Annotated in this window: 21 protein-coding genes; 5 read left to right on the plus strand and 16 right to left on the minus strand. The window is 72.5% G+C overall.

The genetic code is table 11. The features are described from left to right. On the plus strand, nucleotides 1–420 hold the full coding sequence (locus ABD644_RS09055; RefSeq protein WP_344688471.1) for a hypothetical protein: 420 nt from the start codon (nucleotides 1–3) through the stop codon (nucleotides 418–420). Here the strand turns inward: ABD644_RS09055 and ABD644_RS09060 are convergent. The 9 genes from ABD644_RS09060 to ABD644_RS09100 all read right to left on the minus strand — a co-directional run bounded on the left by ABD644_RS09060 (nucleotide 417) and on the right by ABD644_RS09100 (nucleotide 11,507). Further along, nucleotides 417–887, minus strand: a complete 471-nt coding sequence (locus ABD644_RS09060; RefSeq protein WP_344688472.1) for a hypothetical protein — start codon at nucleotides 885–887, stop codon at nucleotides 417–419. The two genes, ABD644_RS09055 and ABD644_RS09060, sit on opposite strands and share 4 nt — an antisense overlap. A gap of 122 nt (nucleotides 888–1,009) precedes the next feature. After that, entirely contained in the window at nucleotides 1,010–2,233 is a 1,224-nt protein-coding gene (locus ABD644_RS09065; RefSeq protein ID WP_344688473.1) for a fibronectin type III domain-containing protein, read from the minus strand. A 144-nt stretch (nucleotides 2,234–2,377) separates the two neighbouring features. Further along, nucleotides 2,378–3,229 carry an HAD-IIA family hydrolase gene (locus ABD644_RS09070; protein WP_344688474.1) on the minus strand — a complete coding sequence of 284 codons (852 nt, stop codon included), beginning with the start codon at nucleotides 3,227–3,229 and terminating at the stop codon, nucleotides 2,378–2,380. Next, entirely contained in the window at nucleotides 3,222–4,703 is a 1,482-nt protein-coding gene (locus ABD644_RS09075) for a biotin carboxyl carrier protein (RefSeq protein WP_344688475.1), read from the minus strand. The genes ABD644_RS09070 and ABD644_RS09075 overlap by 8 nt, the downstream gene beginning before the upstream one ends. Beyond that, nucleotides 4,700–6,064: an acetyl-CoA carboxylase biotin carboxylase subunit gene (locus ABD644_RS09080; protein ID WP_344688476.1), complete on the minus strand. Its 1,365-nt coding sequence runs from the start codon at nucleotides 6,062–6,064 to the stop codon at nucleotides 4,700–4,702. The genes ABD644_RS09075 and ABD644_RS09080 overlap by 4 nt, the downstream gene beginning before the upstream one ends. Nucleotides 6,065–6,068: 4 nt before the next feature. Then, nucleotides 6,069–6,578 carry an acetyl-CoA carboxylase biotin carboxyl carrier protein gene (locus tag ABD644_RS09085; protein ID WP_344688477.1) on the minus strand — a complete coding sequence of 170 codons (510 nt, stop codon included), beginning with the start codon at nucleotides 6,576–6,578 and terminating at the stop codon, nucleotides 6,069–6,071. Nucleotides 6,579–6,583: 5 nt separating this feature from the next. Beyond that, nucleotides 6,584–7,660: a PEP/pyruvate-binding domain-containing protein gene (locus tag ABD644_RS09090; protein ID WP_344688478.1), complete on the minus strand. Its 1,077-nt coding sequence runs from the start codon at nucleotides 7,658–7,660 to the stop codon at nucleotides 6,584–6,586. Between the two features lie 11 nt (nucleotides 7,661–7,671). Continuing rightward, a complete protein-coding gene (locus tag ABD644_RS09095; protein WP_344688479.1) occupies nucleotides 7,672–9,480 on the minus strand; it encodes a PEP-utilizing enzyme in 1,809 nt (602 codons plus the stop codon). Beyond that, a complete protein-coding gene (locus tag ABD644_RS09100) occupies nucleotides 9,477–11,507 on the minus strand; it encodes an acetoacetate--CoA ligase (RefSeq protein ID WP_344688480.1) in 2,031 nt (676 codons plus the stop codon). The genes ABD644_RS09095 and ABD644_RS09100 overlap by 4 nt, the downstream gene beginning before the upstream one ends. A 90-nt stretch (nucleotides 11,508–11,597) precedes the next feature. Here ABD644_RS09100 and ABD644_RS09105 point away from each other — a divergent pair, with 90 nt between their 5' ends. From ABD644_RS09105 to ABD644_RS09115, 3 genes are read left to right on the plus strand one after another with little or no spacing between them, the layout of a single operon-like run. Continuing rightward, nucleotides 11,598–12,413, plus strand: coding sequence for an IclR family transcriptional regulator domain-containing protein (locus tag ABD644_RS09105; RefSeq protein ID WP_344688481.1), 816 nt, complete (start codon nucleotides 11,598–11,600; stop codon nucleotides 12,411–12,413). Nucleotides 12,414–12,461: 48 nt separating this feature from the next. Next, a complete protein-coding gene (locus ABD644_RS09110; RefSeq protein ID WP_344688483.1) occupies nucleotides 12,462–13,475 on the plus strand; it encodes an NADPH:quinone reductase in 1,014 nt (337 codons plus the stop codon). Continuing rightward, entirely contained in the window at nucleotides 13,472–14,119 is a 648-nt protein-coding gene (locus ABD644_RS09115) for an HAD family hydrolase (protein WP_344688484.1), read from the plus strand. The genes ABD644_RS09110 and ABD644_RS09115 overlap by 4 nt, the downstream gene beginning before the upstream one ends. A 132-nt stretch (nucleotides 14,120–14,251) precedes the next feature. Here ABD644_RS09115 and ABD644_RS09120 read toward each other — a convergent pair whose 3' ends face one another. From ABD644_RS09120 to ABD644_RS09145, 6 genes are all read right to left on the minus strand, one after another. Beyond that, nucleotides 14,252–14,728, minus strand: coding sequence for a hemerythrin domain-containing protein (locus ABD644_RS09120; RefSeq protein ID WP_344688485.1), 477 nt, complete (start codon nucleotides 14,726–14,728; stop codon nucleotides 14,252–14,254). A gap of 1 nt (nucleotide 14,729) precedes the next feature. After that, complete coding sequence (locus ABD644_RS09125; RefSeq protein ID WP_344688486.1) at nucleotides 14,730–15,968, minus strand: MFS transporter; 1,239 nt, start codon at nucleotides 15,966–15,968, stop codon at nucleotides 14,730–14,732. Nucleotides 15,969–16,132: 164 nt separating this feature from the next. After that, a complete protein-coding gene (narI, locus tag ABD644_RS09130; protein WP_344688487.1) occupies nucleotides 16,133–16,870 on the minus strand; it encodes a respiratory nitrate reductase subunit gamma in 738 nt (245 codons plus the stop codon). Beyond that, complete coding sequence (gene narJ, locus ABD644_RS09135; RefSeq protein ID WP_344688488.1) at nucleotides 16,867–17,550, minus strand: nitrate reductase molybdenum cofactor assembly chaperone; 684 nt, start codon at nucleotides 17,548–17,550, stop codon at nucleotides 16,867–16,869. The genes narI and narJ overlap by 4 nt, the downstream gene beginning before the upstream one ends. Continuing rightward, the gene (gene narH, locus ABD644_RS09140) at nucleotides 17,547–19,250 is read right to left on the minus strand and encodes a nitrate reductase subunit beta (RefSeq protein WP_344688490.1); all 1,704 of its coding nucleotides are present in this window, start codon (nucleotides 19,248–19,250) and stop codon (nucleotides 17,547–17,549) included. Before narH ends, narJ begins: the two co-directional genes overlap by 4 nt. 61 nt (nucleotides 19,251–19,311) lie before the next feature. After that, a complete protein-coding gene (locus ABD644_RS09145) occupies nucleotides 19,312–23,019 on the minus strand; it encodes a nitrate reductase subunit alpha (protein ID WP_344688491.1) in 3,708 nt (1,235 codons plus the stop codon). 142 nt (nucleotides 23,020–23,161) lie between these two features. On the opposite strand from ABD644_RS09145, the gene ABD644_RS09150 reads away from it, so the two are divergent. After that, nucleotides 23,162–23,506: a cupin domain-containing protein gene (locus tag ABD644_RS09150; RefSeq protein WP_344688492.1), complete on the plus strand. Its 345-nt coding sequence runs from the start codon at nucleotides 23,162–23,164 to the stop codon at nucleotides 23,504–23,506. A gap of 16 nt (nucleotides 23,507–23,522) precedes the next feature. Here ABD644_RS09150 and ABD644_RS09155 read toward each other — a convergent pair whose 3' ends face one another. Further along, nucleotides 23,523–23,912, minus strand: a complete 390-nt coding sequence (locus ABD644_RS09155; protein WP_344688493.1) for a hypothetical protein — start codon at nucleotides 23,910–23,912, stop codon at nucleotides 23,523–23,525. Nucleotides 23,913–23,970: the final 58 nt, after the last annotated feature.

Consider the following 23,970-nt stretch of genomic DNA (forward strand, 5'->3'; position numbering starts at 1 on the left):
GTGCCGGGCATCGCGCGGCCGCTGCTCGCGGAGGCGGGCGCGGCCGTCGGCGCCCTGTGCGTCGCGCTGCACGTGGTCACCGCCGTGGCCCCCGGTCACGGCGGCCCGCTGGCGCGCGGCGTGCTGCTGGCCATGGCCGCCGGGTGCCTGCCGTGCATCCGGGGGCTCTGGCTGGCCCCCACCTCGCGGGTCTGGGCCATGACCGGCGTGATGTACGCGGCCATGCTCGTCGCCCACCTGGTGCTGCTGTCCCCCTGGGCCGCCGCGACCGGCCTGCACCACGGCGCGAGCGGGCTGACATGGGCCGACCTGGGGATGTGGGGCGGTCTCGCGCTGGCCGCCGTGCAACTGGTGCTGGTCTCCGTCGTCCTGGTGGCCCGGCTGGGCACGGTCGCCGCGCCCGGCCCGGCCCGTCGCTAGCCCGGGAACCCGAAGCAGGGATAGAAGCCCTCGACGCCGGGCCTCGGGTTCTCCACGCAGCGGGACTTCGTCCGCTCGAGCACCGCCTCGGCGGCCGGCACGGATCGCAGGTCGACCCCGGTGCCGACCTGCAGCGTCACGACGGCGTCGGCCGTCCGGCGGAGGTCGTTCGCCGACGAGCTGATGACGCCCTCGCCGGGGAAGCGGTCGTGGATGTGCGTCGTCGTGTGGTCCAGCGGCCCGGAACCGGTCCAGCGGACGACGACGGTGATCGGCACGGCGGGGTCGTCGACGTCCTGCATCCGTGCGGTGACCGACGCCTGCCGCAGCCGGGGGTCGCTCTGCAGCGGCACCGCGGCGCGGCCCGAGTACTCGGCGACCACCACACCTCCGCCGGGGGCCGCCGCCGGCGCCGCGCACACGTCGCGCACGATCACCTGCACGTCGGTGAACCCCTGCTTGGTCACCGGACCGGGCTGCGCGGCGGACCGGCGCTCGCCGGCCCGGCCGTCACGAGGGGGGCGACGAGCGCGAGCACCACACCGCCTGTCGTGCGCCGCACCGCCGCCCCCTCTGCCTCACTCGTGACTCAGAACGGCGCGCCGGCGAACCACTCGTCGCGCAGCTGGTCCTGCGAGTGGCCCTCCCATTCGGTGTAGATGGAGAACAGTTCGCGGCCGCTCTCGTAGAAGGTGATGAACCGCCACGCGATGGCCGCGTCAGCGGCACTCACCCACAGGTCGCCCTGGGCGGCACCCGAGCCGTAGGACCAGGTGCCGGTCTGCACGCCGGCCTGGCCGGTGACCTCGGCCACCCGCGCATCGCGCTGACCGGTGTCGGCGTACTGGACGACCACCATGAGGATGCCGTTCGGGTAGTCGCAGGAGATCGCCGCCTGGCCGGGGTCGGGCGTGGCCGTCGCGCAGGACGCACCGTTCCAGGCGTCACCGCCGGGTGAATCGCCCACCAGCTCCGGGAAGGCCGTGGCGATCTCGTTGGCCTCCACCCACGGGCCCGGCGCGGAGACCTGCACCGAGCCGCTCGCCGAGCTGCCCTCGCCGTCGGCGTCCACGGCGGTCACCTCGTACGCGTGGTCACCGAAGGACGGTTCCGGGTCGAGGTAGGTGGTCTCGGTGAGGTCGCCGGCCAGGGACTCGCCGTCACGTGTCACCGCATAGGTCTCGGCGCCGGTCACCGGCTCCCAGGTGAGCTGCACCGCGGCACCGTCGACGGTCGCCACCGGTGTCGGGGCGTCGACGGTCGTGATCACGGCAGGTCCGGCGGCGGAGGCCTCGGAGCGGTCACCGTCCTGGTTGGCGGCGACGACCGTGTACCGCACCTCGGTCCCTCCGGGTGCCTCGGTGTCGAGGAACGTCGTCTGGTCGGTGGTGCCCACCGACGTGTCGCCACGGAAGACCTCGTAGCTGCTCGCGCCCTCGACGGCCGTCCAGGTCACGGAGACGCCGTCCGGCTGCACGGTCGCGTTCACGCCGGTCGGTGGTTCGACGCCCCCCATGAGCACGAAGAACAGCACGCCACCGGCGACCAGGAGCGCGACGACGGCCGCACCGATGGACCACCACAGGCCCTTGCGGGATCTCGCGGCGGAGGGGGGCGGGGCGAACGGACCGCCCGGGGGCGGACCGGCCGGCGGACCGGGGCGCTGCTCCCATGCCGGGGCGCCGGGCTGGGGCGGCACCAGCGGTGCCCCGGGTGGCTGCCAGGCCTGCGGCCCGGGCGGCGCCCCGACCGGCGGACCCACCGGCATACCGGGCCGGCCCCACGGTGACGGCTGGACGGGTGGCTGGGTCATGGCGATCCCCCGATCGGACGGCGTTGTCCCCGAGTCTTGGGGCCGAGCCGTGGCGCACGTTAGAGCCGCAAGGCCCTCGTGGGAACGGCCGTACGCACCGTCACGGATCCGCAATACGGAACGCCCGGCTCCCGCACCGACGGATCAGTCGCGCGCAGACCTCAGCAGCCGGGCGAGGACGCCCACGTCGGGCAGATCCAGGTGCGGTCGCAGCTCCACCGGCAGGTCCGAGAACGACTCCGCGGAGCCGATCCCGGTGTGCACGGCGACGGCGGTCGCTCCCCCCGCGTGGGCCATCGGCACCTCGAGCTCGGGGTCGTCGCCGACCACGGCCAGGTCCGCGGGTGACAGGCCCAGCCGGCGGGCCGCGGTCTGCAGGGCGCGGAGCGAGGGCTTGCCGACGACGGTCACCTCGCACCCGGTGATGTCACGGACGACGGCGCTGATCGCCCGCGAGGTGCCCAGCGACCTCCCCTCCGCCGTCGCGAAGAACAGCGACTGCGAGGCGCTGTACATGGCCGCCCCGTCGAACACCGCGAAGACCGCTGCCTCCAGCGCGTCGAAGGTCAGCTCCTGGCGGTACCAGCCGGCCATCACGGCGTCACACTGCGTGCCGCGCAGCGGGGGCAGCGTCTCGATGCCGGCGGCCTCCAGCGGCTCGGTGATGCCCTTGCCGCCCAGCACCATGACCCGGCGGTACCCGAGCTCGAGGAAGAGGTCCAGCGCCGCCGACGTCGGCGTCAGCATCCGCTCGGGGGTCACCGGCAGCCCGGCAGCCTGCAGGGTGTCCGCGTACTGCTCCGGCGTCCGGGTGGTGCCGTTGGTGAACAGGCAGAACGGGATCGCGAGGTCCTCGAGCGTCGTCAGCAGCTCGGCGGCGCCGGGCAGCGGCGCCAGGCCCTTGTTGTTGCGGTCGCCCAGCACGAGCGTGCCGTCCATGTCGAGGACGACGCCGCGCACCTCGCGCAGGCGGTCCGGGGCAGCGGGGTCAGGCAACGGGTGTCCCTTCGGCGGAGCGACGCACCGACAGCCGGAGGCCCGGCTTGGCGATCGCGAGATCGTGGACGGCCGGTCGCGAGCCGAGCTCACCGAGCAGCGCGAGGACCGGGGCGAGGGCGGGGTTGTAGTGCCGGGGCGCCGGTCCGGCCGCCAGCATGGCGTCGACCTGCTCGGCAGGCATGTGCGCCCGCAGCAGCAGTTCCTCGTCGCTGATCCCCTTCGGGAAGCGCTTCCGCAGTTCGGCCGGTGACGCCGGGGGCGGTTCGGAGGCCAGCTCGCGGGCCCGCGGCCGGTCGAGGATGCGGTCCAGCACCTGCGCGTCGATCGGGGCGGTGGGCCGGCCGAAGCTGCCCATCGCGTACCGGATCACCTGGTCGGGCACGGTCGCGTACCGCTCGCCCATGACGTTGAACAGGGCCTGCGACACGACCATCTGCGGGAACGGCGTCACCATGATCGGGTAGCCCAGCTCGGCCCGGACCCGACCCACCTCCTCGACCAGGGTCTCGAAGCGGTCCTCCATGCCGATCTCGCGCAGCTGCCGCCGGGTCGTGGTCATGACCCCGCCGGCGATCTGGTGGTGCAGGAACCCGGCGTCGAAGTCCTGCGGCCGCCCGACGGGCAGCTCGTCGGCGGCGGCCAGCCCGTCGAAGAAGTCGCACACCAGCCCCAGGGCGCGGTCGTCGACGTCGACCGTGTGCCCCATCTCCCGCAGGTTGGCCACCGTCCGCCGTGCCTCGGGCAGCGACGACCCGTTGCCCAGCGCCCCGCTGCCGACCTGCACGACCTCGACGCCGAGGTCCGGCGCGATCGAGTAGGTCAGCGGGGACAGGCCGATCGTGGCGTGCGAGTGCAGTTCCAGCGGTGTCGTCCCCAGGGCGGCCTTGATCGCCGGCAACAGCGTGCGGGCGCGCTCGGCCGAGAGGATGCCGGCCGGGTCCTTGACGTAGACCCGGTCGAAGTGCGGGTCGGCCGCGTACTGCCCGGCCAGGCCCACGTAGAAGGCGTCGTCGTGGACCGCGCTGATCGTGAAGGTCAGCGCACCGACGACCTCGTCGACCCCGGCCTGCTTCAGGCGGCGGGCGGTCTCCCGGGCGGCGTCCATGTCGTGCATCGGGTCCAGGACGACGACCCGGTCGATCCCGTTGGCGACCAGCCGGTCGTAGACCAGCTGCATCGTCTCCGGGTGCGAGGTCTCCCACGAGATGAACCGGAACCCGGTGCCGATGAACTGCAGCTTCGTCGTGGGCATCGCCGCGCGGGTCAGGCGCAGCCGCTCCCACGGGTCCTCGCGGTGGTTGCGGACCGCGACCCCCATGGCCGTGCTCGAGCTGTAGTCCAGCGCCCGGAACCCGACCCGCTCCATCAGCGGCGCCACCTGCAGCACGTGGCCGGTCCGCAGGCCGGTGGCCCCCCACAGGCTCTGGTTGCCGTCGCGCAGCGAGACGTCGACGAGCTGCACGTCGCTCATCGGTCCGCCCCCACCAGGCGGCCTGCGAGGAAGCGCTCGAAGAACGTGGTGTCCACTCCCCCGGCGGCGAACTCGGCGTCGGCCAGCAGCGCCCGGTGCACCGGGGCGGTCGTCGTCACGCCCTCGATCCGCAGCAGGTCCAGCGCCGCCCGCGCCCGGGCCAGGGCGTCGGCGCGGTCGGCGCCGTGCACGATCAGCTTGGCCAGCAGCGAGTCGTAGAACGGGGGGACGACGCTGCCGCCCTGCACGTGCGTGTCGACGCGGATACCGTCGCCGGCCGGCAGCACGACGCGGGCGATCCGGCCGGGCGACGGGCGGAAACCGTGCTCGACGTCCTCGGCGTTGATCCGGCACTCGACGGCGTGGCCGGTGACGACGACGTCCTCCTGCCGGATCCGCAGGGGCTGCCCCTCGGCGACGGCGAGCTGCTCGGCGACCAGGTCGAGGCCGGTGACCAGCTCGGTGACCGGGTGCTCGACCTGGATGCGGGCGTTCATCTCGAGGAAGTAGAAGGTGTCCCGCTCGCGGTCGACGAGCATCTCCACCGTGCCCAGCCCGCGGTAGCCCAGGTGCGCGGCCAGGCGCAGGGCGGCGTCGGCCATCTCGGCGCGGAGCCGGTCGGACAGGAGCGGGGCGGGCGCCTCCTCGAACAGCTTCTGGTAGCGGCGCTGCACCGAGCAGTCGCGGTCGCCCAGCGCCACGGCACGGGCGCCGTCGCCGAGTACCTGCACCTCGACGTGCCGGCCGGAGGCGACGAAGCGCTCCAGGTACACCCGCGGGTCGCCGAAGGCGGCGGCCGCCTCGGAGACGGCGAGGTCGAGGGTGTGCGCCAGGTCGGCCGGGTCGCGGACCAGCTTCATCCCACGGCCACCGCCACCACCGACCGCCTTGACCAGCAGCGGGTAGCCGACCTCGGCGGCCACCGCCCGGGCCCCCGCCACGTCGGCGGCCTCCCCTCCCGGCACCACCGGCAGGCCGGCAGCGACGGCGTGCGAGCGGGCGGTCAGCTTGTCGCCGACGGCGTGCAGCGACTCGACCGACGGGCCGACGAAGACGATCCCGGCCGCCTCGCAGGCCCGCGCCAGGGCCGGGTTCTCGGACAGGAAGCCGTACCCCGGGTGGATGGCGTCGGCGCGCACCGCCCGCGCGGCCCGCACGACCGCGTCGGGGTCCAGGTAGCTCTGCGCGGCGGGAGCCGGCCCGAGCCGCACGACCCGGTCGGCCAGCCGCGCGGGCAGCGAGTCGAGGTCGGCGTCGGAGGCGGCGAGCACCGACTCGATGCCCAGCCGGGCGCAGGTGCGGATCACCCGGGCCGCGATCTCGCCGCGGTTGGCGATCAGCAGCCGGCGGATCCTGCTCACGGTGCTAGCCACCCGCCCCGCCGCCCCCGACCGGATCCACCACCAGCAGGACCGCGTCGGCGTCGGCGAACTCGCCGTTGCCGGTCCGGAACTCGACGACGGTCCCCCGGACGCCGGCGTGCACCGGCGTCATCATCTTCATGGTCTCGACGATGCCGACCACGGTCTCCTCGTCGACGGCGTCACCGACGTCGACGAACGGGGCGGCGCCGGGCTGCGGGGCCCGGTAGAAGGTGCCCAGCAACGGCGGGTGCACCGCGACGAGGCCCTCCCCCACCTCCGCGCCAGAATGGCCAGTCTGGCCCGTTCCCGGCTCCTCCTCGGCGCCAGAATCGCCATCGTGGCCCGACTCGAGCACCGGCTCGCGGGTGACCTGCTGCTCCGCCGTCCAGCCGGCCGCCCCCTCCCGGCGGACGGTCAACGTCAGGTCGGCCAGCTCCAGGTGCAGCTCGGAAAGGCCGCTGGAGTCCAGCACCCGGAGGACGTCGCGGACGTCGTCGGGAGTGAGCTCCACGCGGCTCAACTCCCGGCGGGGCGCTTGCCCCCGAGCAGGTTGAGCACGTGGTCGAACGGCCGGGCGGCCGGGGCGGCGACCTTGGCGCGGTCCTTCTCCGCCCAGACGGTCTCCGGCCGGCTCTGCAGGAGGAACACGTTCTCGCCGGCCGGAGCGTCCGAGACCGCCCACTCGATGTCCTGCGGGCAGCCGTAGTGCGCCTCGACCCGGCGGGCGGTGGCCACGAGCTCGGCGATCTCCTCGTCGGAGATCGACGGTCGGTCGCGCAGCTCCGCCGGGACGTCGTCCTCGACCACCCCGTAGCCCGACGGGTCGGGCCGGTGCCACCGGGTCTTGGTGGCCACGGTCCGCTTGACGTCGCCGGTCACCTTGCTGACGACGAACGAGTCGGGCGTGACGTCGCCGCTGACCACCGCCGAGCCCAGACCCCAGCTGGCGTCGATGGCGACCACCGACTTGTCCCCGGTCAGCGGGCTCCGGGTGAACATGACCCCGGAGCTGCGGGCGCCGACCATCCGCTGGACGACGACGGCCATGCCGAGGTCGGTCTCCGGGATGCCGCGGCGCAGCCGGTAGGTCACCGACTCGACGCTGTAGAGGCTGGCCCAGCACCGGCGGACGTGCTCGAGCACCGAGTCGGCCCCGCGCACCCACAGGTAGGTGTCCTGCAGCCCGGCGAAGCTGGCCTCGGCGCTGTCCTCGCTGGTGGCGCTGGAGCGCACGGCAACCGGGAGGGACGGATCCCCGCACTCCTCGCAGAGCGCGGCGTAGGCGGTGCTGACCGCTGCGGCCACCTCGTCGGGCAGGGGGGCGGACTCGACGGCCTCCCGCAGCCGCGCGGTGGCCACGGCCAGCCCGTCGGCGTCGGCCGGGTCGAGGCCGGCGACGACGTCCGGGATGCTGCGTCCGCCGTCGGTGAGGTGCGCGACGGACTGCCGGAAGGCCGCCGTCGTGACGGCGAAGCCCGTGGGCACGCGGATGCCGGCGCGCAGCAGCTCGCCGAGGCTGGCGCCCTTGCCACCGACGGTCGCGACGTCACCGAGCCCGACATCGTGGAAGTGCAGCGTCGGGCGCGTGGTCATGCGGGTTCCCATCAGCTCAGGACGGTGACGATGCCGCGGTCGCCGTCGACGCGGACGCGGTCGCCGGTCTTGATCCGGGTGGTGGCCATGCCGGTGCCGACGACGGCCGGCATGCCGTACTCGCGGGCCACGATCGCCGCGTGCGACATGGTGCCGCCGATGTCGGAGACCGCCGCGGCGATCTTGCCGAACACCGGCCCCCAGCTGGGGGCGGTGACCGGGCAGACGAGCACCTCGCCCTCGCGGATCTGGCCGATGTCGTTGACGTTGAGCAGCACCCGGGCCACGCCCTCGACCACGCCCGGCGAGGCCGCGTAGCCGCGGACGGTCGACTCGTCGTCGTCCTCACCGCCGAGCCACGTCTCGACGGTCTCCTGGGTGATGCCCCAGAGCATCTTCACCGCGGGATCGTTGAGTGCCTCGGGGACGGCGCCCAGCGCGGGCGGCGGCGACCAGCCCGACAGCGCCTCCACGATCTGCTTGCGCCGGGCGACGATCGGCTGCCAGTGGCGGGCGCCGAGCTCGGTGCCGCCCGAGGCCCAGGCCAGCATGACGTCGGCGAGTGCGTCCTCCACCTCGACGTGCCGCAGGTGGAAGACGTCGTCGGCCTCGCGCAGCACCCCGCGGTCGGCGAGCAGCGTGCCGAAGGCGCGGATCTTCTGGAAGAAGCGGGTGGTGAACCAGTGCTCGCAGTAGAACTTGTGGCTCTCGATGTAGGGGAACACCTGCCGGCAGAGGCCGAGCATCTGGTCGAAGGCCCCCTTCTCCTCGTCGGAGTCGAGCAGCGCCCGGTACTCGTCGGCGATGCGGTCGCGTTCCTCGGCCAGCCGTTCGGTCGGGCGGGTGAGGTCCTCCCCCGCGGCGATCTGCTCGACGTAGCGGGGCAGCGCCGCGAACGGCACGGTGAGGTCGTCGGCCCAGGACAGGTGGTGGTGGTAGAAGCCGTCACCGACCGAGACGTTGAACCACGGGTCCTTCGCCGCCTCGAGCGCCGCCAGCCAGCGCGCACCCGCGTCGCCGCGCTCGCCGAGCGCCGCCAGCACCTTCGCCGGATCGCTGCCCTCGACGAACAGGTCGGAGAGGTCGAGGTCCACGGCGAGGGCGGCGAGCTTCTTCAGCTCGTCGTCGGGTCGGTACATGGTCACGTCCATGCCGGCGACCATGCGGGCCACCATCTGGTCGCCCATCTCCGGGAAGGCCTGCTTGCAGAACTCGAAGAAGACGACGTAGGCGCCGTAGCCGAGCATCAGGAACTCGGTGTGGTGGTGCCACATCTTCGAGTAGAGGTCGATGCAGCGGTGGAAGTTCTCCCGCAGGAAGTGGTTGGAGGCGAACCCGCGGCCGCTGGTGACGACCTCGATCGGGTCCAGGTCGCCCAGCTCCGGCACCTCCACGGCCTCGATCTCGGCGATCAGCGCCTCGATGCGCTGCTGCCACTCGCCGTAGAGCCGGTCCCAGTTGTCGTAGTAGTGGCCTGCCCGCTCCTGGAAGTCGGCGAAGCGCTTGCCCTGCTCGGCCTCGTCGAGCACCGGGTTGGCGGTGATGTAGACCCGCCCGTTCACGATGCGGTACTCGATGCCCATGGTGGTCGGGAAGCTGAACAGCCGGGCGGTGTTCGCGCCGATCGCGGTGTAGGGGATCTCCGAGGTGAGGCCGTCGAACGCCGGCACGACCTCGGGGAAGTGCATCGAGTTGTAGAACCAGAAGCGCTGGTCGTCCTCGGGCTGGAAGCGCGTGAAGTAGGGGTACATCGCCTCCCAGCCCTCGGCTCCGTCGACGGCCTCGATCTGCGACGGCAGGGGGAACGAGCGCTCGGTCATGGGATCTCCTGTCGGCTGAGCGAGTAGTCGGTCTGGGTGCGGGCGTAGGTGACGATGTCGGCGAAGGAGGCCGGGTCGGCCATCGCGTTGGGGTCGGCGACCTGGGCCGGGTCCGCGCCGAGCAGGACGCGGCGAACCGGGATCTCCATCTTCTTGCCGCTGCGGGTGAGCGGGATGGCCCCGACCGCGATGATCCGGTCGGGCACGTGGCGGGGTGTGTACTCCTCGCGGAGCGCGCGGCGCAGCCGGGCGACGGTCGCGTCGTCGAGCTCGGCCCCGGGCTGCAGCACCACGAACAGGGGCATGAAGAAGCCGCCGCCGGGCAGGTCGAGATTCACCACGAGCGACGTCCGCACCGCCGGGTCGTCCTCGACCACGCGGTAGATCTCCGCCGTCCCGATCCGCACGCCCTGCCGGTTGAGGACGGCGTCGGAGCGTCCGCGGACGAAGCAGCCGCCGCGCTCGTCGAGCTCGAAGAAGTCCCCGTGCCGCCAGACGCCGGGGAAGGTCTCGAAGTAGCTCGCCCGGTAGCGGGCGCCGTCCTCGTCGCCCCAGAAGCACACCGGCATCGACGGCATCGGCGCGGTGATCACCAGCTCGCCGACCTGGCCGACGACGGGGTGCCCGGTGTCGTCCCACGACGCGGCCGCCACGCCGAGGGAGCGGGCCTGGATCTCCCCGGCGCGGACCGGCAGGGTCGGCACCCCGCCGACCAGACCGGTGCAGATGTCGGTGCCGCCGCTGCCGGTCGCCACCCACAGGTCGCGCTTGACGTTCTCGTAGAACCAGGCGGTGATGGCCGGGGAGACCGGCGAGCCCGCCGGCATGATCGTCTCGATCGCGCCGAGGTCGAACCGCTCGCGGGGCACCACGCCGGCCTTCTGCATGAGCTCGACGAAGGTCGGGCTGGCCCCGAACAGCGTGGCCCGGCTGTCCTGCGCGATCCGCCACAGCGCATCGACGTCGGGGTGGCTGGGGTTGCCGTCGTAGAGCACCGGCGTGACCCCGAGCAGCAGCATGCTGACCAGGAAGTTCCACATCATCCAGCCGGTGGTGGTGTAGAAGAACGCGCGGTCGCCCTGCTGAAGCCCCTGGTGGAAGCTCAGCCCCTTGAGCTGCTCGAGCAGGATCCCGCCGTGCCCGTGCACGATCGCCTTGGGCAGCCCGGTGGTCCCCGAGGAGAAGAGCACCCACAGGGGGTGGTCGAAGGGCACCTGCTCGCAGACGAAGTCCTCGGCGGGCACGGTCGGCCCGGAGACGACGTCGGCCCAGGCGACGCCGTCGACGTCGAGACCGAGCACCGGCACGTGCACGACCTCGCGCAGGCTCGGCAGCCCGGCGACCAGTTCGGCCACCTCGCCCCGCCGGTCGAACTCCTTGCCGCCGTAGCGGTAGCCGTCGCAGGCGAACAGGACCTGCGGCTCGAGCTGGCCCAGCCGGTCCAGGGCACCGCGAGGGCCGAAGTCGGGTGACACGGCGGCCCACACGGCCCCGAGGCTCGCCGTCGCCACCATCGCGACCATGGCCTCCGGCACGTTCGGCAGGAAGGCGACCACCCGGTCCCCCGGACCGATGCCCCGCTCCCGCAGGTGGGTGGCCACGGCGCGCACCTGGCGCGCGAACTCGTCCCAGCCGAGCTCCTGCAGGTCGGTCCGCTCGCCGGCGTACAGGAGAGCCGGTGCGTCCGGGCGCTCGTTGCGCAGGACGTGCTCGGCGAAGTTGAGCCGGGCGCCGGGGAACCAGCGGGCGCCGGGCATGGTGCGCTCGGCAAGCACGGCGGTGTGCGGGGCCGAGGACCGGACGTCGAAGAAGTCCCAGACCGCCTGCCAGAAGCCGTCGAGGTCGGTGGTCGACCACTCCCAGAGCGCGGCGTAGTCGGGGAACCGACGGCCGCTGCGCTCCTCGGCGAACCGGGTGAACGCGGTCAGCCGCGTGCTGGCGACCCGCTCGGGCGACGGCGTCCAGAGCAGGTCGCCCTCCCGCACCGGAGCGGGCGGCACCTCGGTCTGCGCTGCGGACACCGGCATGAGCTGACAGTGGCGCAGACCACGTGTGATGGGCAACACTCGAGAGCCTGCTTTTCACGGTGCGAAAAGCAGCAGGCGAGAGGGGTGCGGGTGCGCGAGTACCGGGTCAAGCCGATCGAATCCCTCGGCCGCGGGCTGCAGGTGCTGCACGTCCTCCAGGAGGTCCGGTCGGCCAGCCTGCACGACCTGCACCTGGCCACCGGCATCCCCAAGCCCACCCTGACCCGGATCCTGTACACCGCTCACCAGCACGGGCTGGTCTGGCAGCGCATGGTCGACGGCGCCTTCCTGCCCAGCCACACCCAGCGCCGGCTCGAGCCCGACGACGACGCCTGGCTGGTCGAGATCGCCTCCCCCGTGCTCGACGACCTCTCCCGCCGGCTGCAGTGGCCCTCGGTCCTCGCCGTGCCCCGCCTGGACTACATGGAGACGCTGGAGACCAACAGCTCCCGCACCTACTTCGACGCCCTGCCACCGCGGCCCCGCGGATTCCGGGTGAACATGCTCGGGTCGGCATCCGGCCGGGCCTACCTCGCGTTCTGCAGCCGGCAGGAGTTCGACGCCGTCATCGCCCGGTTGCGGCACAAGGAAGGCGCGGCGCACGGCCTGGCGTCCGACGACGAGGCCCTCCGCCGGCTCGTGCAGAGCACCCGGGAACGCGGCTACGGCATCCGAGCGCCCGACTTCGGCGGCGACTACTCCCGGCCCCGCTCCGAGGTGGACGACGGCCGGGAGTCCATCGCGATGCCGGTGCGTCCCCAGGAGCGGGTGGTGGCCACGATCAACCTGACCTGGCGCCGGCAGGTGATGTCGACGACCGGCATGGTCCAGCGACACCTCGGCGACCTGCGCGCCGCGGTCGCGGCGGTCGAGGAACGCGCCCGCGCCGCCGGCCTGGGCGGCTGACGCGCCGCAGAGGTTTCCCACGGCCCCGCTCTCCGGTATGACCCGGGCATGCGCGCGATCGTCTACGACCGGCCCGGTGCCCCCGACGTCCTGCGGTTGACCGACCGGCCCGTCCCCGAGCCGGGTGACGGCGAGGTGCGGGTCCGCCTCGCCCTGGCCGGGGTGAACCCGACCGACTGGAAGTCGCGCAGCAAGGCGCAGCCCGGCCCCGAGGGCCAGGTCCCGGGGCAGGACGGCGCCGGCACGGTCGAGGCGGTCGGCGCCGGGGTGGATCCGGCCCGGGTCGGCGAGCGGGTCTGGGTGTGGGAGGCGGCGTACGGCCGCCCCCACGGCACCGCGGCCGAATGCACCGTCGTCCCGACGGCCCAGGCCGTCCGCCTGCCCGACGCTGCCCCGTTCGACCTGGGGGCGGCGCTCGGCATCCCGTTCCTCACGGCGCACCGCTGCCTCACGGTCGCCGAGACCGGACCCGACCGCCTGGTCCCCGGTGCGCTGGCCGGCCGCGCCGTCCTGGTCCAGGGCGGCGCGGGAGCAGTGGGCAACGCGGCGATCCAGCTGGCCCGCTGGGCCGGCGCGACGGTGATCACCACGGTCAGCAGCCCCGAGAAGGCCGCGCTCGCGACGGCCGCCGGCGCCCACCACGTCGTCGACTACCGGCACCAGGACGTCGTCGCCGAGGTGCGGCGGATCGCGCCGGACGGCGTCGACGCGGTCGTGGAGGTCGCCGCCGCCGCGAACGCCGCCGCCACGGCGCAGGTGCTCGCCCCCTTCGGCGCGGTCGCGATCTACGCCGACGACGGCGGGCCCGAGGTGACGGTCCCGGTCCGCCCGCAGATGGTGCTGAACGCACGCTGGCAGTTCGTGCTGGTCTACACGGTGCCGCCGCGGGCGAAGGAGCTCGCCGTCGAGGCGGTCGCGGCCGCGGTGGCCGACGGCGCGGTGCGGGTCGGCGAGGAGGCCGGGCTCCCGCTGCACGTGTTCCCGCTGGACCGGGCCGCCGCCGCGCACCAGGCGGTCCAGGACGGCGTCGTCGGCAAGGTGCTCGTCGACGTGACCGCATGAGCGGCACCGTCGTCTTCGACCTCGACAAGGTCCTGCTCGGCGGGGACGCCTCGACGCTGTTCCTGCACGGCCGGTTCCGGCAGGCGCCCGGGCGGACCCTGGCGATGGTGCTCGCCGCCCCCCTGCTGCTGCCCGGCTCCGCCGTGCCGCACCTGCGCCCCCTGGCCGCCCGCGTGATGACCCGCCTGGCCGTGGGCGGCTCCCCGGACACGGACGTGGACGACGTGGCCGCGGCCTACCGCTGCGCGCTGCAGCTGAAGCCCGAGGCGGCGATCGCCGACGCCATCGCCTGCGTCCGCCGGCACGAGGCCGCGGGTGAGCGCGTCGTCGTCGCGACCGGCTGCGAGGAGACCCTCGCCCGCGGCTTCCTGAGCGCGATCGGGCTCGGGCACCTCGACGTCGTCGGCTCGACCGGTTCCTACCGGCCGCCGCGGATCCGCCGGGCCATGGGCGAGGGCAAGGTCGAGATGCTCACCGACCGCGGGTACCCGCCCCCGTGGACGGCGGTCTACAGCGACGCCCCGTCGGACCTCCCGCTGTTCGCCGGCACCGACCGGCCGGTGCTGGTGAACGCCGACGAGAAGGCCACGGAGAAGGTCGCCCGCAGTCTCGGTCGCCGGCCGGAGACCGTCACCTGGCGCTGAGTCCCGGCGGCCGCGGTCTGGCTGCGGTCTTGCGCCGTTTCCCGCAGTCTTGCGGTGCTGCAACGGGGCAAGAACGCGCACAACCGCGCAAGAGCAGTTCTCACGGGGCGACCCGCGCCGCCGACGCTCGGGTCACCTGGCGCTGAGCGGGCCTGCGGATCCGGCACGGGCCTGCTCCCAGCTGTCCATCGCGTCCCAGTCCGCGCCGTCGAGGGTGGCCAGCGCGGCGGGGAACAGCCCGAAGTCCTCCTTGAACATGTGCGCGTCCAGGTCGTGCAGGACCCGGGCCACCCCGTCCCGCCAGGCCTGCACTCCCGCGTCGTCGAGGTCGTCGACGTCGTCGTAGAGCCCGGCGTGCTCGCCCTCGAGCACCGCCACGTGCCCGGCGAGCTCCTCGTGCCGGCGCAGCATCGGGAACAGGGTGCTCTCCTCCTCGGCCACGTGCGGGCCGAGCACGACCAGCAACTCCTGGAAGTGGTCCCGCGCGGCCGCGTCGTCGCCGGCGGTCAGGTGGCGGCGGATGTGCTCGCTGAGCTCCCGCAGCCGGTCGTGCTCACCCATCAGGCGGGCGACGGGGGTCAGGTCGCGGCAGCCGCAGTGGTCGCACATCTCAGCGCGCTGCCGTGCGGCCGACCGACCGCATGCCCCAGAACGTGTAGACCGCGGCCACCAGCGCCGTCGCGGCCAGCAGCCACAGGCCGGGCTTGTAGTTGCCCTGCCAGCCGTAGATCGCGCCCATCACCAGCGGCGGGACGAAGCCGCCGAGGCCGCCGGCTGCCCCGACGATGCCGGTGACCGACCCGACCTTGCCCGCGGGTGCAGCGATGGCGACCAGCGCGAACACCGCGCCGGAGGCGGCCCCCAGCGCGGCTGCCATGGCGAGGAAGGCGACGGTGCCGATCCACTCCAGCGGGCGCTCCAGGGCCGACACCGCCGCGAACACGGTCACGACGGCGAAGCAGCCGACGAGCACGGGCACCGGGTGGAACCGGTCGGAGAGGATGCCGCCGATCGGCCGCATGATGACCGCGAGGACGACGAAGCCTGCGGTGCGCAGCGCCGCGTCGCCGGGGGTCAGGTCGAAGGTGTCCTTCAGGTACGTGGGCAGGTAGACGCTGAACGCCACGAAGCCGCCGAAGCCGACGGCGTAGAGGAACGACATCTGCAGCGTGACCGGCAGCGTGAAGGTGTCCCACGTCCGGCGGACCACGCCACCGGTCGCCACGGTCCGCCCGGGCGCATCACGGAGCAGCAGGTAGGAGCCGACCGCGTAGGCGGCGAGCAGGACGGCGACCACCGTGAACGGGAACTGCAGGCCGAACGTGTCCTTCAGCCAGACCGTCGTGAACGCCGAGATCGCGGTGCCGCCCATGCCGGCCCCGAAGATGCCCAGCGCCGTGCCCCGCTTGGCCGGTGGGAACCACGCGTTGACCAGCGGCACACCGATGGCGAACGTCGTGCCGCCGAGGCCGAGGACGAAGCCGCCGAGCAGCATCATCGGGTAGGAGTCGTTGCCGACGAAGCCGATGAACAGGACCGGCAGGATCGTCAGCGCGCTGATCAGCGGGAACATGACCCGCGCCCCGAACCGGTCGGTGAGGGCACCCACCGGGATGCGTCCCAGCGAGCCGACCACGACCGGGACGGCGACGAGCAGCGACTTCTCGACCGCACTGAGCCCCAGCTCGTCGGTGAAGAAGGCGCCGAGCGGGCTGATCAGCGCCCAGGCCCAGAAGTTGACCGCGAACCCCGTGGTCGCGAGGGCCAGCATCACCCACGCCTGGCGGGGGATCTGCACCTCCGCTCCGACCGACACGGGGGTGGTTGCTGCCGTCCTACCGCTGCTCATGGGCCGTGCTCATCTCCTCCGGGCGCTCCCCGCGCCTCCGCTCTCTGTGCGTCATCCCGTTCCTACGGGCGGTGACCGAGCCTGTCCGGAGCCGGACGTCACCTACCCCGGGGCCAAGGTCCCGATCGGCGGCAGACACATCACCGACGACATCAGCACCACCCTCACCGCTTGCCGCCGCCGACCCGGTCCCACCCGCGGGCCGTCGGCCGGGTGCCCAGCTGGGTGTCGCGGCTGCGGTAGACGATGTAGGGACGGGTGAAGTAGCCGATCGGCGCGCTGAACACGTGCACCAGCCGGGTGAACGGCCAGATGGCGAAGAGCAGGAGCGCCGAGAGCGCGTGCAGCTTGAATCCCAGCGCCGCCTCGGCCATCAGCTCGGGCTCGGGCTGGAACAGGAAGATGCTGCGGAACCAGGGCGAGACGGTCTCGCGGTAGCTCCCGCCCACTCCGGCCGCGCCGAGCACGGTGTTGCTCAGCCCGAACAGGATCGTGGCGGTGAGCACGACGTACATGAACTTGTCGTTCTTCGTGGTCGCCGAGAACACCGGGCCCACCGTGCGCCGCCGGTAGATGAGGATCGCCAGGCCGGTGAGCGTGCAGGCACCCGCGATCGCGCCGATGCCGACCGCCACGGCGTGGTAGGCCGTCTCGCCGATGCCCACGGCCTCGGTCCACGACTCGGGGATGCCCAGCCCGATCACGTGACCGCCGAGGGCGAAGAGGATGCCGAAGTGGAACAGCGGGCTCCCCCACCGCAGCAGCCGCCGCTCGTAGAGCTGGGTGGACCGCGTGGTCCAGCCGAACTTGTCGTACCGGTACCGCCAGTAGTGGCCGACGACGAAGATCGCCAGGCTGATGTAGGGCACGACCACCCACAGCAGGATGTCGAGGGTCTTCATGGGGACGCTCCGGACGCGGGCTGGGGGATGAACTCGGGCGGGGCGAACGGGAGGGCTCCGTAGGGGTCCAGACCGACGTCCTCGGCCGGCGGGCCCTGCTGCGCCAGCCGCAGCACGGCCTCGCGGTCGGCGGCGTCGACCGGGGGCAGCGTCGCGCTGACCGCGTGCAGCACCGAGGCCCACGGTGAGGCCCGCTCCTCCAGCGCCACCCGGACCAGCTCGAGACCCGGGCGGTACTCCTGCAGGAGCCGTTCCCCACGGACTGCGTCCCCGAGCGCGGCGAACTCCAGGACGACGGCCAGGTGGTCGGGCAGCTCGCCGTCGGCGAGCGTCATGCCGGCCCGGGAGTACAGGTGCTTGAACTGCAGCAGTGCCATCCCCCGCTTGCGGGTGTCCCCGTGGGTGAAGTACGTCAGGTAGAGGCAGCAGCGCCGGCGCAGGTCGAAGGTGTCGACGTAGTCGGTCTGCAGCTGCGCGAGCGGCGTCGTCTCCAGGTGGTCGAGGAACCGGCCCAGCGGCCCCGCGAGCGCCGGCGGCAGAGGTGCGACGGCGGCCCGCAGGAGCGGCAGCCGCGCGAGCAGCTCCTCGTCGGGGTAGCCGAGCAGCAGCGACGCCGCCTGCCGGGCGGTGGCCAGCTCGGCCGGCGTGGCGGAGGGAGCGGCGAACGGACGGCGCCTCACGGCCGTGGCTCCACGCTGCCCGCGTCGCCGGGCGGCACGCCGCCGGCGTCCTCCGTGCGCGGCGGGAACATCCCCTCGGGAGCGCTCTTGCCGTCCCAGTTGAGGAGATTGACCCGCTGGGCCTTGTCCCCCGGCGCCGCCATGGTGTCGCTGGTCTGCCGTGCCGCCAGCATGTGGAAGTTCTCGACCGCGATCGGGGTCGACCCGCCCGAGGTCTCCCCGAACGGACCCCATCCACCCATACCGGGGCCCTCGTCGTAGTCCAGCGAGCAGCCGGTGTCGAGCTCCTCCTGACCGGGCCCCTGCTCGGCGTGCGCGAGCGGGATCACGTACCGCTCGTCGTACTTCGCGATCGCCAGCAGCCGGTGCATGTCCTGGATGTCCCGGCCGGTCATGCCCACCGCGGCCGCGATCGACTCGTCGGCCGGCCGGCCCAGGTTCAGGTCGCGCATGTAGGAGCGCATCGCGCCGAGCTTCTTGAGCACGCCGGTGACCCGGTCGGTGTCGCCGGCGGTGAACAGTTCCGCCAGGTACTCCACCGGGATCCGCAGCGACTCGATGGCGCCGAAGATGTTGCCGACGTCCTCGCCGTCGTGCCCGGTGTCGGTGAGGGCGTCGACCACCGGCGACAGCGGCGGGATGTACCAGACCATCGGCATGGTGCGGTACTCCGGATGCAGCGGGAGGGCGACCTCGAAGCGGTTGATCAGCGCGTAGATCGGGGAGCGCTGGGCCGCGTCGATCCAGTCCCGGGAGATGCCGGCCTGCTCGGCGGCGTGGACGACCTGCGGATCGTGGGGGTCCAACAGGATCGAGCGCTGGGCCGCGTAGAGGTCCCTGTCATCGGGGGTGGACGCCGCCTCCAGCACCTTGTCGGCGTCGTACAGGACGATGCCGATGTAGCGCAGCCGCCCGACGCAGGTCTCCGAGCAGACGGTCGGGATGCCCACCTCCACGCGCGGGAAGCAGAACGTGCACTTCTCCGCCTTGCCGGTGCGGTGGTTGAAGTAGATCTTCTTGTACGGGCAGCCGGTGACGCACATCCGCCAGCCCCGGCACCGGTCCTGGTCGACCAGGACGATGCCGTCCTCAGCCCGCTTGTAGATGGCCCCCGACGGACAGGAGGCCGCGCACGACGGATTGATGCAGTGCTCGCAGATCCGCGGCAGGTAGAACATGTAGGTCTGTTCGAACTTCTCCTTGATCTCCGCGGAGATCTTCTTCAGGACCGGGTCGTCCTGGGTGAGCTCCGGAGCACCGCCGAGGTTGTCGTCCCAGTTGGCGCTCCACTCGATGCTCATCGGCTTGTTGGTCAGCAGCGAGCGCGGCCGGGCGACCGGGGTGTGCTCCTGGACCGGAGCGTTGGTCAGCGTCTCGTAGTCGTAGGTCCAGGGCTCGTAGTAGTCGTTGATCGAGGGCTGAACCGGGTTGGAGAAGATGGTGAGCAGACGCTTGAGCCGGCTGCCGGTGCGCAGCTGCAGCTTGCCGTTGCGGCCGACCGTCCAGCCGCCCTTCCACTTCCCCTGGTCCTCGTAGGTGCGTGGGTAGCCCTGTCCGGGACGGGTCTCGACGTTGTTGAACCAGACGTACTCGACGCCGCTGCGGTTGGTCCACGCCTGCTTGCAGGTGACCGAGCAAGTGTGGCACCCGATGCACTTGTCGAGGTTCATCACCATGCCCATCTGAGCCATGACGCGCATCAGACCGACACCTCCACGTGGCTGGGGCGCATGGCACTGCCCATTTGCGCCATGACGCGCATCAGTACTGCACCTCCTGGCTGCGGCGGCGGATCACGGTCACTTCGTCGCGCTGGTTACCGGTCGGCCCGAGGTAGTTGAAGGCGAACGACAATTGCGCGTAACCGCCGATCAGGTGGGTGGGCTTGAGGAACAGTCGGGTCAGCGAGTTGTGGATGCCGCCGCGCCTGCCGTTGGTCTCGGTGAGCGGGACGTCGATCAGCCGGTCCTGCGCGTGGTGCATGTAGACCGTCCCCTCCGGCATGCGCTGGGAGACGATCGCGCGGGCGACGACGACCCCGTTGCGGTTGACCGCCTCGATCCAGTCGTTGTCGCGCACCCCGATCTTGGCGGCGTCCTGGGTGCTCATCCAGATCGTCTGGCCGCCCCGGGACAACGACAGCATGAACAGGTTGTCCTGGTACTCGGAGTGGATCGACCACTTGTTGTGCGGCGTCAGGTATCGGACGGTGATGCCCAGCTCCCCCTGCTCGCCGACCTGCGGCTCACCGAACAGGGTGTGCATGTCCAGCGGTGGTCGGAACACCGGCAGGTTCTCCCCGGCCTCGGTCATCCAGTCGTGATCGAGGAAGAAGTGCATCCGGCCGGTGAGGGTGTGCCACGGCTTCAGCCGCTCCACGTTGATGGTGAACGGCGAGTAGCGCCGCCCGCCGGTCTCGCTTCCGGACCACTCCGGTGAGGTGATCACGGGCGTCGGCCGCGACTGGGTGTCGGCGAACGTGATCAGCTTGCCCTCGTGCTCGGCGGCCAGGTCGGCCATCTGCATGCCGGTGCGTTCCTCGGCCCGGTGGAACCCCTGGGTCGCCAGCCGCCCGTTCGTCGTCCCGGACAGCGCCAGGATGGCCTCGCACCAGTGCACGTCGCGGGCCAGCGCAGGTCGATCAGCCGCGACGCCGTCGCGGATGACGCCGTTCTTGTGCTTGAGGTACTCGACCTCCTTGTCCGGCATGGTGGTGACGCCCTTGGTCGTCAGGCCGAGCTTCTCCACCAGCGGCCCGAGTGCGGCCCACTTCTGCGCGACCGCCGCGTAGTCCCGCTCCTGGACGACGAACTTCGGCATCGTCGTGCCAGGGACCGGGTCGCACTCGCCGGCCTTCCAGTCGCGCACCACCCCGCGCGGGTTGGCCAGCTCGTCGGGCGTGTCGTGCATCAGCGGCAGCGCCATCAGGTCCTTGCGGACGCCGAGGTGCGTGGCGGCCAGCCGGCTGAACTGGCGGGCGATGGTGCCGAAGGCGTCGAAGTCGGTCCGGGTCTCCCACGGCGGCGCGATCGCCGGGTTGAACGAGTGCACGTACGGGTGCATGTCGGTGGTGTTGAGGTCGTGCTTCTCGTACCAGGTGGCGGCCGGCAGCGTGATGTCGGAGTAGATCGTCGTGCTCGTCATCCGGAAGTCCAGCGCGAGCAGCAGGTCCAACTTCCCGGTGGGGGCCTCCTCCCGCCAGACGAGGTCCTGGGGGCGGGACTCCGGTGGCGCCTCCTCCGCCCGGACGGCGTTGTCGGCACCGAGCAGGTGCTTGAGGAAGTACTCGTTCCCCTTCGCCGACGAGCCCAGCAGGTTGGCCCGCCAGATCGTCAGCACCCGCGGGAAGTTCTCCGGGGCGTCGGGGTCCTCGGCGGCGAACCGGAGGCTGCCGTCCCGGAGCCCGTCGATCACGTGCTCGTCCGGTGCCTTCCCGGCGGCGGCCGCCTCGTCGGCCAGGTCGAGCGGGTTGCGGTTGAACGTCGGGTGCGACGGCATCCACCCCATGCGCGCGGACTGCGCAAGGACGTCGGCCGGTGTCTTCCCGTCGAAGCGGCCCTCACCCAGCGGCGAGGCGAACCCGTCGAGCGTCGTCCGGTCGTAGCGCCACTGATCGGTGTGCAGGTACCAGTAGGCGGTCTGGATCATCTGCCGCGGAGGGCGGGCCCAGTCCAGGGCCGAGGCCAGCGTCGTCCAGCCGGTCACGGGCCGGCACTTCTCCTGGCCGACGTAGTGCGCCCAGCCGCCGCCGTTCACGCCCTGGCAGCCGGTCAGCGTCGTGAGGGTGAGGAACGCGCGGTAGATCGTGTCGGAGTGGAACCAGTGGTTCGTTCCCGCACCCATGATGATCATGGAGCGCCCCTTGGACTCGTCCGCGTTCTGCGCGAACTCCCGTCCGATCCGCGCCGCAGCCGCGGCGCTCACGCCGGTGAACTGCTCCTGCCAGGCCGGCGTGTAGGGCTGCGAGGCGTCGTCCAGGCCGGCCGGCCACTCGCCCGGCAGACCCGGGCGTCCGACGCCGAACTGGGCGAGCAGCACGTCGTACACCGTCGTCACCAGGTGCTTGCCGACCTGGCGGACCGGGACGCCGCGGCGCATGGTGGCGCCCTCTCCGCGGGCCGTGTCGAAGCGGGCGAGGTCCACGGTCACCGTCTGCGCATCAGCGCCGTGGAGGCTCAGCAGCGGATCGATGTCGCCGAGGTCGAGGTTCCACTTGCCCTTGCCGGCCTCGCCGAAGCGGAAGCCCAGCGACCCGTTCGGGACGTGCGGCTCCCCCGTGGCCGAGTCGACGAGCACGGTCTTGAACTCCGCGCCCTCGTCGAGGTCGCCGAGGTCGGCCGCGGTGAGGAACTTGCCCGGGACGTAGCTGTCGCCGCGCGGGGTCAGGGTGAGCAGGAAGGGCAGGTCGGAGTACCGCTTCACGTACTCCTGGAAGCGGGGCACCTGCCGGTCGACGAAGAACTCCTTGAGCACGACGTGCCCCATCGCCATCGCCAGGGCGCCGTCGGTGCCCGGGTGCGGCGCGAGCCAGTCGTCGGCGAACTTCGTCGCGTCGGAGTAGTCGGGGCTCATGACGACGACCTTCTGGCCGCGGTAGCGGGCCTCGGTCATCCAGTGCGCATCGGGCGTCCTGGTCACCGGGACGTTCGAGCCCCAGAGGATCAGGTAGGCCGCGTCCCACCAGTCGCCGGACTCCGGCACGTCGGTCTGGTCGCCGAACACCTGCGGGGACGCGACCGGGAGGTCGGCGTACCAGTCGTAGAACGACAGCATGGGCGCGCCGATCAGCGACATGAACCGGGCGCCGGCCGCGTGCGACACCATCGACATGGCCGGGATCGGGGAGAACCCGGCGATCCGGTCGGGGCCGTACTTCTTGATCGTGTGCACGTGCGCGGCGGCGATCATCTCGGTCGCCTCGTCCCAGGTGGCGCGGACCAGGCCGCCCTTGCCGCGCTGCGACTTGTAGGTGCGGGCCTTCTCGGGGTCGTCGACGACGTCGGCCCAGGCGAGCACCGGGTCGCCCAGCCGGCCCTTCGCCTCGCGGTACATCTGCAGCAGCGAGCCACGCACGTACGGGTAGCGGACCCGCGTGGGCGAGTACGTGTACCAGGAGAAGGCGGCGCCCCGCGGGCAGCCGCGGGGCTCGTACTCGGGGCGGTCGGGGCCGGTGGTCGGGTAGTCGGTCTGCTGGGCCTCCCAGGTGATGATCCCGTCCTTGACGTAGACCTTCCAGGAGCACGACCCGGTGCAGTTCACCCCGTGCGTCGAGCGGACGACCTTGTCGTGCGCCCAGCGGTCCCGGTAGAAGCTGTCCGCGTCGCGGCCGCCGATCTGGTGCAGCGAGCGCAGGTCGGCGCTCACCTCACCCTTGCGGAAGAAGCGGGAGGTGCGGACCAGCGCCTCCGAGATCCCGCTGTCGAACCCGGCGTGCCCGCCGGTCGTCCCGTCCTGACGCGTGGCGGTCACAGCCCTGCCCCTCCGGGGAGGCGCCGCCGGGCGAACCGACGCCGACGTCCCCCTCGTCGCTTGGTCCGTGCCAATATGGCACAGGTCACGTGCACGTGATCATGGGGGTCGCGGACCGCCCCCGGAGCAGAGGAGCCCCGCGTTGACGACCCCCGGAGACGTCACCGACCTGCAGGAACTCGCCGATCAGCTGCTGCAGGCCCCGGGCGATCGCGCCGCCCGCACCCTCCCGCACCCGGTCGACGGGCTGCGGCAGACCGTGCTCGCACTCAAGGCCGGCGCGGCGCTGCACGAGCACGAGAGCCCGGGGTCGGCCAGCCTGCTCGTGCTGCGCGGCCGGGCCCGCCTCGTCGCCGGAGACGACACCGTCACCCTGGCCGCGAACCAGGTCGCCCCGATCCCCGACCGGCGGCACAGCCTCGAGGCCGACGAGGACACCGTCGTCCTGCTCAGCGTCGCCGTCGACCGGACCCCCGTGGCCGACTGACTCCCGGCTGCGCCGCTCAGTCCGGCCGGCCCCAGACGCCCCACGTGAGCTGCACCTGACCGGTCGGACACTCGTCGACCCAGATCCGGACGGCCATGCGGCGCCCCGGCACCGGCAGCGTCGTCCGCATCTCCTGGTACGACGTCTCGGCGACGTTCTCCTCGAGCACGATCGGCGTCGCGGCGTCCTCCACGTCGACGACCTTGATCATCAGCCCGCCGCTCTCGGTGTAGGCGGTGACCGCCACCCGGACGGCCGCGAAGCCGGAGACGTCGCCCTCGAAGAGGGTGATGTCGCCGCTGGTCCAGGGGACGGTCTGCACCCCGCGGGCCAGCTGGACCGTCGTCGTCTTCGCGGCCGCCGGTTTCGCGCGCCCCGGCCCGGTGACGACTGCAGTTCCTGGCACGGTGCCTCCTCCTCGCCCGCCGCCCTGTCCGGTGCGGGACGGTCTGCACCCGATGCTG

The sequence above is a fragment of the Blastococcus jejuensis genome (genome assembly GCF_039534705.1).
In the GTDB taxonomy this organism is placed as follows: Bacteria; Actinomycetota; Actinomycetes; order Mycobacteriales; family Geodermatophilaceae; genus Blastococcus_B; species Blastococcus_B jejuensis.